The organism is Microbacterium sp. MTN4-26 (assembly GCF_042846595.1).
Taxonomy (GTDB): Bacteria; Actinomycetota; Actinomycetes; order Actinomycetales; family Microbacteriaceae; genus Microbacterium; species Microbacterium luteum.
Genome location: NZ_BTGO01000009.1, coordinates 91861 through 104286, shown reverse-complemented (window position 1 = coordinate 104286; position 12426 = coordinate 91861). Strand labels below are relative to the sequence as shown.

Below are 12426 nucleotides of genomic sequence, written 5' to 3'. Positions count from 1 at the left end.
CCATTGTAGGGCCGGGCGGGTCGCCGGCATCGGGGTAGGCTGTCCCCGTGGCCTCTCCCTCGAGCGAAGCCGCCGCGAACCCCTACGCCCAAGCCGGTGTCGACACCGCAGCCGGTGACCTCGCGGTAGAGCTGATGAAGTCCGCCGTCCGACGCACCCACGGTCCCGAGGTGCTCGGCGGTGTCGGCGGATTCGCGGGGCTGTTCGACGCCTCCGCGATCCGCGAGTACCGTCGCCCGCTGCTGGCGACGAGCACCGACGGCGTCGGCACGAAGGTCGCGATCGCGCAGGCGATCGACAAGCACGACACGATCGGCATCGACCTCGTCGGCATGGTCGTCGACGACATCGTCGTGGTGGGCGCGAAACCGCTCTTCATGACCGACTACATCGCGTGCGGCAAGGTCGTGCCCGAGCGCATCGCCGACATCGTCGCGGGCATCGCGCACGGCTGCTCCGAGACCGGCACCGCTCTGGTCGGCGGCGAGACCGCGGAACACCCGGGGCTGCTCGGCCCCGCCGACTACGACGTCGCGGGAGCGGCCACCGGCGTCGTCGAAGCGGATGCGGTGCTCGGCGCAGAGCGCGTGCGCCCCGGCGACGTCGTGCTCGCGCTCGCCTCGAGCGGCCTGCACTCCAACGGATACAGCCTCGTGCGGCACATCGTCTCCGGAGCGGGCCTGCAGTACGGCGACCGCGCCGCCGACTTCGGAGACGCCACCTGGGGCGACGTGCTGCTGGAGCCGACGCGGCTGTACACGCGGCCGCTCCTCGACGCCATCGCCGAGACCGGCGACGCCGTGCATGCTCTGAGCCACGTCACCGGCGGCGGGATCGCCGCCAACGTCGCACGCGTGCTGCCGCAGGGCACGTGGGTCGACATCGACCGCTCGACCTGGGCACCGCCGGCGGTCTTCCAGGTGCTCGCCGACCTCGGCGACCTCGACCTCGCCGCCACCGAGGGAACGTGGAACCTCGGCGTCGGGGTCGTCGCCGTGGTCGCGGCCGACCGCGCCGAGCAGACGGCATCCGCCCTCACCCGTTCCGGGATCGCCACGTGGCAGATCGGCGTCGTCGAAGACGGCGAGCGCCCCGAGGGCGACTACGAGCAGGGCGCCAAGGGCGTCGACGGCGGTGCCGTGCGCCTGGTCGGCGCCTTCGGCGACGCCGTCTTCACGAACGGAGACGCGTAACACGCATGTGCGGAATCGTCGGCATGGTGGGCCGTGGGCCCGTCAACCAGGAGATCTACGACTCCCTCCTCCTCCTGCAGCATCGCGGTCAGGACTCCACGGGGATGGCGACGGCCGAACCCTCCGGCACGTTCCACGTGCACAAGGCGAAGGGGCAGGTGCGCGAGGCGTTCCGCACCCGCGACATGCGAGCCCTCATGGGCAACCTCGGCCTCGGTCACGTCCGATATGCCACGAAGGGCACCGCCGGCAATGAGGAGGAGGCGCAGCCCTTCTACGTCAACGCGCCCTACGGCATCGTGCTCGTGCACAACGGCAACCTGACGAACACGCGCGAACTCACCCAGGAGCTCTTCCGCAAGGATCGGCGTCACCTGAACACCACGAGCGACACCGAACTGCTCGTGAACGTGCTCGCCAACGAGCTGCAGTCCTCGATCTCGGGTCTCGAGCTCGACCCCGAGCAGGTGTTCCAGGCCGTCTCGCGCGTGCACGAGCGGGTGGAGGGGTCCTACGCGGCGATTTCGCTGATCGCCGGCTACGGGCTCCTCGCCTTCCGTGACCCGTTCGGTATCCGACCGCTCATCCTCGGCACCCGCAAGGCTCCCGACGGGTCCTACGAATGGGTCGTCACGAGCGAGTCGCTCGTGCTGGAGAACGGCGAGTTCGAGATCGTGCGCGACGTGATGCCCGGCGAGGCGGTCTTCGTCGACCTCGACGGCAACCTCCACACCCGTCAGTGCGCGACCGAGACGCAGCTGAAGCCCTGCTCGTTCGAGTACGTCTACCTCGCGCGCCCCGACTCGGTGATGAACGGCATCTCGGTCTACGAGGCGCGGCTGCGCATGGGCGACCGCCTCGCCGACACGATCGCCCGGCACACGCCCCGCGAGGCGATCGACGTCGTCATGCCGATCCCCGACTCCTCGCGCCCCGCGGCGATGCAGGTGGCACGAAAGCTCGGCATCGAGTACCGCGAGGGCTTCTACAAGAACCGCTATGTCGGCCGCACGTTCATCATGCCCGGGCAGGCCGTGCGCAAGAAGAGCGTCCGCCAGAAGCTCAACGCCATGTCCAGCGAGTTCAAGGGCAAGAACGTGCTGCTCATCGACGACTCCGTCGTGCGCGGTACGACCAGCAAGGAGATCATTCAGATGGCCCGGGATGCCGGCGCCAAGACGGTCACCTTCGCCTCCGCGGCTCCGCCCGTGCGCTTCCCGCACGTGTACGGCATCAACATGCCGTCGCGTCACGAGCTGGTCGCCCACGGACGCACGATTCCCGAGATCGCCCAGGAGCTCGGCGCGGACTACATGGTCTACCAGGAGGTCGACGACCTGAAGGCGGCCATCCTCGAGGGGTCCGACATCGGCGACCTCGACCTGAGCTGCTTCGACGGACGCTACGTCACCGGCACGGTGAGCGAGGAATATCTCGCCTGGGTCGAGGGCTCGCAGGAGAGCTGATCCGCGCCCGCGCGTCCGGCGCGTCGAGCTCGACCGCCGCATGCGCCGCGCACGCGAAACGGCGCGATGCCGCAGGGCACGCGCCGGTTTCGCGTCAGACTCGGAGGGAAGGGCTCACGCTCGCTCGAGCGATTCCTCTTCCTCGTCTTCGTCTTCGTACTGGTCGGCCCACTTGTCGACGTAGGCGTCCTCGTCGGTGTGCGTTCCGAGCTCGCGCTCGAGCGCAGCATAGTTGACGCTCGGACTGAACGACTTCAGCTCGCGAGCGATCTTGGTGTGCTTCGCCTTCTGACGGCCACGCCCCATGCCTGACCCCCTCATATCTGAGTTGCGGGCCATGTGCTCTTCGCTGCCACAGCCCGGGCATTTCGAAATCCGGATTCGAACCGGGAAGAGTAGCATTCAGAATATCACGGCGCCCCCGGCCGCGGCGGTGCCGGCGGCAGAGGAGGACCAGCGACATATGGCCGAAGAGGCATCCGACACGCGCGACACCCAGATCCCCGCGGGGCTTCACGGTGCGGTGATCGTCGGCATGATCCCGGAACTTCCCGACCGGGTTCTCAAGGAGGCCGGGCGCTACGCGTCGCTCCTGGGCGTCCACCTGCTCGTCGTGCACGTGGACGTGACCCGTTTCGTCACGTACGAGGATCCCGATGGGTACGTGCACACGGCCCCGATCGACATCAACATCGCCGCCGGCGAGACCGACCTGGCCGAGGTGAGCCGGATGGCCGCCGAGGTGCTCGACGGCCACGACCTCGACTGGAGCGTGCGGCAGCTGGTCGGCGATCCCGCGCTGGCGATCAAGCACCTCGCGGAGCAGGTCGACGCGAAGCTCCTGGTCGTCGGCACGCGCAAGCGCGGTATCGGCGAGTCCATCCGGGAATTCTTCACCGGATCGGTCGCCGCGCGACTGGCCCACCGGCAGCACCGTCCCGTGCTGGTGGTGCCGCTCGGTGAGCCCGTCGCCGACGACGAGGAGATCTGGCCCGCCTGAACTCAGTCCGCGAGAGTGCGGGTGAGCTCCCGCGCGATGCGGTCGAGGTCGTCCACGATGACGTCGACGAGTGACGCGCTCAGTTCCCCGCCGCGGGCGACATGCGTGCGCAGGTCCGCGCGCACACGACCGCGGAACTCGTTGACGGCGGCATCCGCCCGCTGGAGCTGCTCGCGGCTGCGAGTGCGAGCGTCCTCCGAAGGCGCGGTGGTTTCGGCGCGCTGCTCGGCGGTCGCGGCCGCCAGATCGGCCCGCAGGCTCCGCATCGCGTCGCGCACGCTGCCGCGCACCTCATCCGCGATGAGGCGCACCGAGTCGGCAAGGCCCGCCTCGATGCCCGCGAGGTCATCGCGTCGAGCCGCCACCTCGGCGCGGCCGCTCTCGGTGATCTCGTAGATCGTCTTGCGGCCGTCGACGGACTTCGTGACCATCCCCTCCTCCTCGAGCTTGGCCAACCGCGGATAGATCGTTCCGGCACTGGGCGTGTAGGTGCCGCCGGTGCGGTCCGAGAGCGCCTGGATGATGTCGTAGCCGTGGCGCGGACCGTCGTCGAGCAGGTTCAGCAGGTAGAGGCGCAGGTCGCCGTGCGAGAAGACGGGGGGCATCACCAGGCTCCTTCCGCGTCGGAATCGGCCGTTGCGGCGCCGGCGTCGGTGGCCCCGTCTCGGCGCAGGATCGTGAGGTCGCCGGAGACGGAATTGGTGCGGATGTCGGCGAACATGCCGCTGAGCTCGCCGGTGGACCCCGAGTAGTTGGTCGGCCCCGAGCCGGAGCGGACGACGCCGTCGACCTGCACGCGTCCGCTCACGCTGCGCGCGACCACGTTCACCGGCAGCGACCGATCCAGGCGCACGGTCGCGTTGCCGCTCACGGTGTTGAGTCCGATGGTGTGCGTGGGACCGGTCGAGTCGACGACCATCGCGCCCGAGACCGTATCGATCGACGTCTTGCGGATCTCTCCGGTCGCGGCGATGTCGCCCGAGACGCTGTTCGCGCCGAGTGTCCCCACCAGTTCGCGGATCTGCACGTCGCCCGAGACGGCGTTGACGGCGATGTCGCCCTCGAGGCCGTCGCCGATGATGTCGCCGGAGACGGTGTTCAGGCGGGTGTCGCCATGGACGCCTGAGACCAGGGCGCTCGCGTTGACGACGCCGAGGTTCACCGCGACGGCGCGCGGCACCACGACGCTGATCTCGGCCTTCGGGCCGCCCGCGCCGAAGTTGCGGAACACCTCGAGGAAGTTGTCCCAGCGCAACTGCGGGTGGTCGATCTCGACCGCATCGTCGTTCGCCTCGATGCGCAGGTCTTTGACGGTGACGCCGTGCACCTCGATGCGCGCGCCGGGTTCGTCGTGGGCGATGACGTCGATCTGCCCGCCGACCATGCCGATCTTGAGGGAGCGCACGTCTTCGATGTCGATGACGCGCGTCTCACCCGGGTGGATGATCCACTTCTCCAGAGCCATGTCCGTCTCCTTCTCGCGAGCCCCATACTCGCGATGTATCGTGAATCGAACATAACACGATATATCGCGATGTGGAAGAGCTCTGCGCGCCGAGACACACCTTCGGGCGCGAGACACCACGCGTTGCGGTGTTTCTCGCGCCCGAACGCGTTTATCGCCGGATGCGCGGGCGGAGGGGCGAGTGAACGGGCCGCGAGTGGGCGGGCGGGTTGGGCGGGGCCGGGGTTGACATTGACGTTGCGTCAACGCATAGCGTCGGTGGCGTGGAAAGGACGGGCATGGAATGGTCGATTCACGAGGTCGCGCGCCTGACCGGCACGACGAGCCGCACCCTGCGTCACTACGACGACATCGGATTGCTGGCGCCGTCGCGCGTCGGCTCCAACGGCTACCGGCACTACGACGATGCCGCGCTCGTGCGTCTGCAGCGCATCCTGCTGCTCCGCGAGCTCGGAGTCGGCCTGTCCCGGATCGCCGAGGTGTTGGAACGACGCACGGACCCCGTGGAGGCGCTGCGGGTGCACCTGGACTGGCTGCGACGCGAGCAGGAGCGCACGTCGCAGCAGATCGCCTCGGTGGAGGCGACCATCGCATCCCTGGAAGGAGGTGAACAGATCATGGCGGAGAAGATGTTCGACGGCTTCGACCACACGCGTCACCGCGACGAGGTCGAGCAGCGCTGGGGCAGCGACGCGTACGCGCGAAGCGATGCCTGGTGGAGCGGAATGGATGCCGCCGAGAAGGCGACGTGGCAGGAGCGCACCGCGCAGCTGGCGCGCGACTGGGTCGCCGTCGCAGAGAGCGGCGTCGCACCCGGCTCGGACGAGGCGCAGGCGCTCGCTGCCCGGCACGTCGCGTGGCTGCGGAGCGTCCCCGGCACGCCGGCAGCCGACCCGGGCGGCGACGTGAGGGGATACGTCCTCGGCCTCGCCGACATGTACGTCGCGGACCCGCGTTTCGGCGCGAACTACGCGACGGCAGCCGGCGGCACCGAAGGCGCTGAGTTCGTGCGCGACGCGCTGCGCGCTTACGCCGACGCGCACCTGCCCGGTGCGCACGCTTAGCGGTCGGAAACGACGGATGCCGCGACCCCGAGGGGCCGCGGCATCCGTGTCATGAGACGGAAGTCAGGGGCGCCGACTTCCGCTGATCACCCGGAACAGCAGAGCGATGAGCGCGATGATGCCGACGATCAGCGCCACCCACAGCAGCCAGCTGAGGGCTTCACCCAGACCGCCGACGATCGCGAGCACGATCGCGACGACGATGATGATGATCAGTGCGAGGTTCATGAAGGGCTCCTCTTCAGTGGTCGACTGCGCGCGGGGTGCGGCGGCCGGATGCCTCGTGGGCACAATGACGACAGTGGCACCGGAACGGCGCCGGCCCCAGGGGGTTGACGGCGTCAGAAATCCGGTGGTAGGCCCATGCGACGGCGTCGCGAGCTGTCGTGTCCGCGGCTCGCCCTCGTGTCAACCCCGCTTCACAGCCACGCGCTCGGCAGTAGCGTCTCGATATTCGAACGGAGGAGGTCGTCATGCCCGAAGGACGCGGGTCGAACCTGAAGAACCCCGATATGTACGAAGAGCTGCGCAAAGACGGTGCGTCGAAGGAGAAGGCCGCGCGCATCTCCAACGCCGCGGCGAACGAGGGCAAGAGCACCGTCGGCCGTCGCGGCGGCGAGTCGGGCAGCTACGAGGACTGGACCGTCGACGACCTGAAGAAGCGCGCCAAGGAACTGGGACTGAGCGGCTACTCCGACAAGCGCAAGGCGGAGCTGATCTCCCTGCTCCGCAACCACTGACCGTCGATGGTGCGACTGGTCCGGGTTCATCCGACCGATGACCCGGGGATCACCCGCGTGCGCTCGCGCAACGGATTCCGCTACGTCGACCCGAGCGGAGACGACATCGGGGCAGAGGATCGTCGGCGCGTCGAACAGCTGGTGATCCCGCCGGCGTGGGAAGAGGTCTGGGTATGCACCGAGGACTGCGGGCACATCCAGGCGGTGGGCATCGATGACGCCGGCCGACGGCAGTACATCTACCACCCGAAGTGGCGCGAGCGGCGTGACAGCCGCAAGTTCGCCCGCGCGCTGGATCTGGCCGGCGCGCTTCCGCACGCGCGACGGCAGGCGACGACCGCCTTGCGACGCGACGCGCTCGATCGGGAGAAGGTGCTCGGAGCGGCGTTCAAGCTGCTCGACGAGGGAGCCCCGCGCATCGGCTCCGCCCGCTACCTCGAACGCCACGGCAGCCGAGGGCTGACGACCCTGCAGCGGCGCGACGCCGAGGTCGACGGCACGGTGGTCACGCTGTCCTTCCCGGCCAAGAGCGGTCAGCGCGCGCACATCCAGATCGACGACGCCGACCTCGCGCCGGTGATCGCCGACCTCGCGGCCGGTCGCGCGCGTTCGCACCTGCTCTCCTACCGGAAGGGTCGCCGACGCGCCCCGCTCAGTCCGACCGACGTCAATGCGCACGTGCGGGCGCTCACCGGCGGGCTGTTCACGGCGAAGGACTTCCGAACGCTCCGCGGCACCATCCTCGCCGCCGAGGCCCTTGCCCGCATGGGAGCGGTGGACACCGAGCGTGAGCGCAAGCGCGCCGAAACGCTCGCCGTGCGTGCCACCTCCGAGGCGCTCGGGAACACCCCGGCCGTCGCCCGCGCCTCGTACATCGATCCGCGGGTCTTCCGCCGGTACGCCCGAGGTGACCTGCTCGACCTGTCGGTGCGGCCCGAGTCGGCGATCCGCAAGCTCATCCTCGGCTGACGGTCCGGACTATCGTGGGCGCGTGACCCGATCCCCGCTCGTGCGCCCGCGCATGCTCGGCGCGGTCGTCGCGGGAGGAATCCTCGGCGTGGCGTTGCGGGAGCTGGCGTTGCTCCCGTTCGCCGGGCAGGCCACGACGCCGCTCGTCGTGGCAACCGTCGCGGTGAACGTGGCCGGATCGTTCCTCCTCGGCGTCGCTGTCGCCGCGCTCGGCGACCGCCATCCGCTGTGGCGGGCCTTCGCGGGCACCGGCGCGCTCGGCGGGTTCACGACGTACAGTGCCTTCGCGGTGGCCGGGGCGCAGACCCTCGCGGTCGCGCCACTGTGGGGGATGCTGCTGGTGGCCGGCGCCGTCACGCTCGGCCTGGTCGCCGCGATGGCCGGGGTGGCGATCACACGCCGATGGCGCTCGCGTCAGGGGAACGCCGCATGAGCGTCGGACTGTTCCTGATCGTCGCCGCGACCGGAGGGGCCGGCGCGGGCCTCCGCTACCTCGTGGATGTGCTCGTCACGGCGCGCGCGCCCGCGAGATTCCCGCTCGGCATCTTCGTCGTCAACGCCGTCGGGTCGTTCGTCCTCGGTCTTGTCACCGCACTCGCCGGCCAGGTGTTCCCGGGCGACGTGGCCACGATCCTCGGGACGGGGCTGCTCGGGGGCTTCACCACCTTCAGCACCGTCTCGGTCGACACCGCGCTGCTGTTCGGCGATGGCGAGGCGCGGCGCGCCTGGCTCAACGTCGCCGGCACGGCGGTGGTGTGCGTGGCCGCCGCCGCGGTCGGAATCGGTCTCGGCGCCGTGGTGATGTGAGGTTCTGCTTCGGGGGATAACCCCCGGGGATCACGGGTGCGGCCCGTGAAATACTGAACCGGATACATCCGAGTATCGTCGCCCGCACCGCAGCCCCCTCTCGAAGGTCACACGTGTCGAATCTCGCCGTCCTGAGCCTCAAGAACCGCGCGCTGATCGCCTTGATCACCATCGTCGCCGCCATCTTCGGCGGCATCGCGCTCAACAGCCTCAAGCAGGAACTGATCCCCTCGATCGAGTTCCCCGCCCTCATCGTCGTCTCCACCTACCCGGGTGCCTCGCCCGAGGTGGTCAACACCGACGTCTCCACGCCGATCGAGTCGGCGATCCAGGGCGTCCCCGGGCTGGAGTCGAGCACGGCGACCAGCACCACGAACGCGTCGATCGTGCAGGCATCCTTCGACTACGACACCGATCTCGCCACGGCCGAGCAGAAGATGACGCAGGCGATCAACCGCATCTCGTCGCAGCTGCCCGACGGGGTCGAGCCGAACGTCATCTCCGCGAGCATCGACGACTTCCCGGTCATCCAGCTCGCCGTCACCGGCTACGACGACGCCGAGACCGTCCAGGCGCAGCTCGAGTCCAGCGTCATCCCCGACATCGAAGACGTGGACGGGGTCGATTCCGCCGAGGTCGTCGGTGCGATCGGTCAGCGCATCACCATCACTCCGGATGACGCCGAACTGGCTGCGGCGGGCTACACGCAGCAGGCGATCACCGATGCCCTCGATCAGAACGGTGTGCTCTTCCCGGGTGGCGAGATCACCGAGGACGGGGAGACCCTCACGGTCCAGACCGGCGTGAAGATCACCAGCGTCGACGAAGTCGGGCAGCTGCCCCTCGTGCCCGGCGACGCGGAACAGGCGCAGGCGGGGCTGGTCACCATCGGCGATGTCGCCGAGGTGCAGCTCACCGAGGACCCGCAGACGAGCATCTCCCGGGTCGACGGCGAACCCGCCCTCACGATCGCCGTCACCAAGCTCCCCGCCGCGAACACGGTTGAGGTGTCGCAGGGGGTGACGGCCCTCCTCGGCGGATTCGAGGACGCCCTCGGCGGAGCGGAGTTCACCGTCGTGTTCGATCAGGCGCCGTACATCGAGCAGTCCATCGAGACCCTCGCCGTGGAGGGGATGCTGGGCCTCGTCTTCGCGGTGCTCGTCATCCTGGTCTTCCTGCTGTCGGTGCGCTCGACACTCGTCACCGCGATCTCGATCCCGACGAGCGTGCTCATCACCTTCATCGGCATCCAGACCTTCGGCTACTCGCTGAACATCCTCACCCTCGGTGCCCTCACCATCTCGATCGGGCGCGTCGTGGACGACTCGATCGTCGTCATCGAGAACATCAAGCGGCATTACGTCGGCGACGCCGACAAGAAATCGTCGATCCTGCTGGCCGTGCGCGAGGTCGCGACGGCGATCACGTCGTCGACGATCACCACGGTCGCGGTGTTCCTGCCGATCGCGTTCGTCGGCGACATCACCGGGGAGCTGTTCCGCCCCTTCGCGCTGACGGTCACGATCGCCATGCTGGCCTCGCTCCTGGTCGCCCTCACGATCGTGCCGGTGCTGGCGTACTGGTTCCTCAAGCCCGGCAAGCCGGTGCTCGACGAGCAGGGCCGGGCGATCGATCCCGAAGATCCTGCGGCTCCGCCGACCCGCCTGCAGAAGGGCTACCTGCCGGTCCTGCGCTGGACGTTGCGCCACTCGTGGGTGACGCTGACCCTCGCGGCGCTCGTGCTGGGAGGAACGGTCGCGGCCGCCCCGTTCATGAAGACGAACTTCCTCGGGGACTCGGGCCAGAACACCTTCACGATCAGCCAGACGATCGGTGCGGCCCCCAGCCTCGAGGCCGAGGCGGCCGCCGCCGAGCAGGTCGAGGACGCCCTCGCCGACATCGACGGCATCGACACCGTGCAGGTCTCGATCGGCACGACCGGATCGTCGCTGAACGACGCGTTCTCCGGCGGCGGTGCAGGAATCACCTACTCGGTCACCACCGACGAGGACGCCGACCAGGTGGCTCTCCGCGAAGAGGTCACCGAGGTTGTCGGAGACCTCACGGATGCCGGCGACATCGTCGTGTCCGCTGCCGGCGGCGGCGGGTTCGGCTCGAGCGACATCGAGATCGACGTCACCGCCCCCGATACCGCGACGCTGCAGGAGGCGACCGACGACGTCGTCGCCGCGACCACCGATCTCGACGGCATCAGCCAGGTGGCCAGCAACCTGTCGGCTTCGCTGCCCTACATCGCCGTGGTGGTCGATCGGGATGCGGCCGCAGAGAGCGGTCTGTCGGAGGTCGCCGTGGGCGCCCTGGTGTCCAACACCATGCAGCCGCAGTCGATCGGCTCGATCGAGATCGATGACACCGCGGTCACCGTCTACCTCGATGCCCCCGACCCGCCCGCGACCCTCGAGGAGCTGCGCGACCTGCAGGTTCCGACCGCGACCGGGCCGATCGCTCTCGAGGAGATCGCGTCGGTCGAGCAGACCGAGGGCCCGACCTCGATCACCACCGAGCGCGGTCAGCGCACGGCGACCGTCACGGTCACACCGTCGACGGACGACCTCACGGCGGCGACGGCCACCGTGACCACCGCGCTGGACGACCTCGAGCTCCCGCAGGGCGCCGACGCCGAGCTCGGTGGCGTCGTCACCCAGCAGACCGACGCCTTCGCGCAGCTCGGTCTCGCACTGCTCGCGGCGATCCTGATCGTCTACATCGTCATGGTCGCGACCTTCAAGTCGCTGCGGCAGCCGCTGCTGCTGCTGGTGTCCGTGCCGTTCTCGGCCACCGGCGCGATCCTGCTGCAGATCGCCACCGGCGTGCCGCTGGGCGTCTCTTCGCTGATCGGCGTGCTGATGCTCATCGGAATCGTCGTCACCAACGCGATCGTGCTCGTCGACCTGGTGAATCAGTACCGCGAGAAGGGATTGTCGGCGCACGACGCCACCGTCGCGGGCGGCGCGCGACGCCTGCGCCCCATCCTCATGACGGCGCTGGCGACCATCTTCGCGCTCACGCCGATGGCGCTCGGCATCACCGGACACGGCGGCTTCATCTCGCAGCCGCTCGCGATCGTCGTGATCGGCGGTCTCGTCTCGTCGACGGTGCTCACCCTGCTCGTGCTCCCGACCCTCTACAACCTCGTCGAAGGCGCGAAGGAGCGGCGCCTGGCCCGTCGCGCGGCGAAGGCCGGTTCGACGGATGCCGCCGACCGCGATGCCGAACCCGCTCTCGTGGGCGCCGGCGTCGGCGCGGCCGACGGCATCTTCGAGACGCGTCGCGAGCGTCGCGAGCGTCACGCTGTGGCCGCGACCGCGTCGGAGGTCGCCGAGGTGGATGTGCCGATGATCGAAGAGGCGCCCGATGTCGAGACGCCGGCCGACGCGCCGGCCCCGGCGGCCGCGGCTGACGCGGCCGACCCGACGTTCGCGGACGCGCCCGATGATGCGGCTCCGGCCGTGCCGGCGGAGACGTCCGACGACGTGCCGCCCGTCGAGCAGGCGCCCGATGTCGAGGTGCCCTCCGATGCGCCCGCTCCCGAGGCCGCAGCGGACGACTCCGGTGACGATCAGGCCGAGGCGGCCGAATCGGAGGACGAGCTCGAGCCCTCGGCGGGCGCGGGCGATGAGGGCGGCGAGGAGTCAGCCGACGGCGACCGCCGCGACTGAGGGCTGATCGCTCACCGCGACGGCGGGATCGATGACCGCGAC

13 protein-coding genes are annotated in these 12426 nt (G+C 69.5%); 9 read left to right on the top strand and 4 right to left on the bottom strand.

Annotated features, from left to right (window positions below):
* Positions 1 to 134 precede the first annotated feature (134 nt).
* Both purM and purF read left to right on the top strand, forming a co-directional pair.
* Positions 135 to 1193: a phosphoribosylformylglycinamidine cyclo-ligase gene (purM, locus tag ACGG9C_RS09550; RefSeq protein WP_237673340.1), complete on the top strand. Its 1059-nt coding sequence runs from the start codon at positions 135 to 137 to the stop codon at positions 1191 to 1193.
* A gap of 5 nt (positions 1194 to 1198) precedes the next feature.
* Positions 1199 to 2659, top strand: coding sequence for an amidophosphoribosyltransferase (gene purF, locus ACGG9C_RS09545; RefSeq protein ID WP_194384325.1), 1461 nt, complete (start codon positions 1199 to 1201; stop codon positions 2657 to 2659).
* Between the two features lie 114 nt (positions 2660 to 2773).
* Here the strand turns inward: purF and ACGG9C_RS09540 are convergent, their stop codons facing one another.
* Positions 2774 to 2965, bottom strand: coding sequence for a DUF3073 domain-containing protein (locus ACGG9C_RS09540; protein WP_071045863.1), 192 nt, complete (start codon positions 2963 to 2965; stop codon positions 2774 to 2776).
* A gap of 157 nt (positions 2966 to 3122) precedes the next feature.
* On the opposite strand from ACGG9C_RS09540, the gene ACGG9C_RS09535 reads away from it, so the two are divergent.
* Entirely contained in the window at positions 3123 to 3659 is a 537-nt protein-coding gene (locus ACGG9C_RS09535; RefSeq protein ID WP_071045862.1) for a universal stress protein, read from the top strand.
* 2 nt (positions 3660 to 3661) lie between these two features.
* Here the strand turns inward: ACGG9C_RS09535 and ACGG9C_RS09530 are convergent, their stop codons facing one another.
* The gene (locus tag ACGG9C_RS09530) at positions 3662 to 4264 is read right to left on the bottom strand and encodes a PadR family transcriptional regulator (protein ID WP_194384326.1); all 603 of its coding nucleotides are present in this window, start codon (positions 4262 to 4264) and stop codon (positions 3662 to 3664) included.
* The gene (locus ACGG9C_RS09525; protein ID WP_194384327.1) at positions 4264 to 5124 is read right to left on the bottom strand and encodes a DUF4097 family beta strand repeat-containing protein; all 861 of its coding nucleotides are present in this window, start codon (positions 5122 to 5124) and stop codon (positions 4264 to 4266) included. Before ACGG9C_RS09525 ends, ACGG9C_RS09530 begins: the two co-directional genes overlap by 1 nt.
* Before the next feature lie 278 nt (positions 5125 to 5402).
* On the opposite strand from ACGG9C_RS09525, the gene ACGG9C_RS09520 reads away from it, so the two are divergent.
* Positions 5403 to 6188: a MerR family transcriptional regulator gene (locus ACGG9C_RS09520; protein WP_194385392.1), complete on the top strand. Its 786-nt coding sequence runs from the start codon at positions 5403 to 5405 to the stop codon at positions 6186 to 6188.
* Positions 6189 to 6251: 63 nt separating this feature from the next.
* Here the strand turns inward: ACGG9C_RS09520 and ACGG9C_RS09515 are convergent, their stop codons facing one another.
* A complete protein-coding gene (locus tag ACGG9C_RS09515; RefSeq protein WP_176759463.1) occupies positions 6252 to 6416 on the bottom strand; it encodes a hypothetical protein in 165 nt (54 codons plus the stop codon).
* A gap of 245 nt (positions 6417 to 6661) precedes the next feature.
* Here ACGG9C_RS09515 and ACGG9C_RS09510 point away from each other — a divergent pair, with 245 nt between their 5' ends.
* The 5 genes from ACGG9C_RS09510 (at position 6662) to ACGG9C_RS09490 (ending at position 12384) form a co-directional block, all read left to right on the top strand.
* The gene (locus tag ACGG9C_RS09510; RefSeq protein ID WP_194384328.1) at positions 6662 to 6928 is read left to right on the top strand and encodes an SAP domain-containing protein; all 267 of its coding nucleotides are present in this window, start codon (positions 6662 to 6664) and stop codon (positions 6926 to 6928) included.
* Between the two features lie 6 nt (positions 6929 to 6934).
* A complete protein-coding gene (locus tag ACGG9C_RS09505; protein WP_194384329.1) occupies positions 6935 to 7897 on the top strand; it encodes a DNA topoisomerase IB in 963 nt (320 codons plus the stop codon).
* A 22-nt stretch (positions 7898 to 7919) separates the two neighbouring features.
* Entirely contained in the window at positions 7920 to 8330 is a 411-nt protein-coding gene (locus tag ACGG9C_RS09500; protein ID WP_228480896.1) for a CrcB family protein, read from the top strand.
* Positions 8327 to 8704: a CrcB family protein gene (locus ACGG9C_RS09495; protein ID WP_194384330.1), complete on the top strand. Its 378-nt coding sequence runs from the start codon at positions 8327 to 8329 to the stop codon at positions 8702 to 8704. The genes ACGG9C_RS09500 and ACGG9C_RS09495 overlap by 4 nt, the downstream gene beginning before the upstream one ends.
* A 113-nt stretch (positions 8705 to 8817) precedes the next feature.
* A complete protein-coding gene (locus ACGG9C_RS09490; RefSeq protein ID WP_194384331.1) occupies positions 8818 to 12384 on the top strand; it encodes an efflux RND transporter permease subunit in 3567 nt (1188 codons plus the stop codon).
* Positions 12385 to 12426 lie beyond the last annotated feature (42 nt).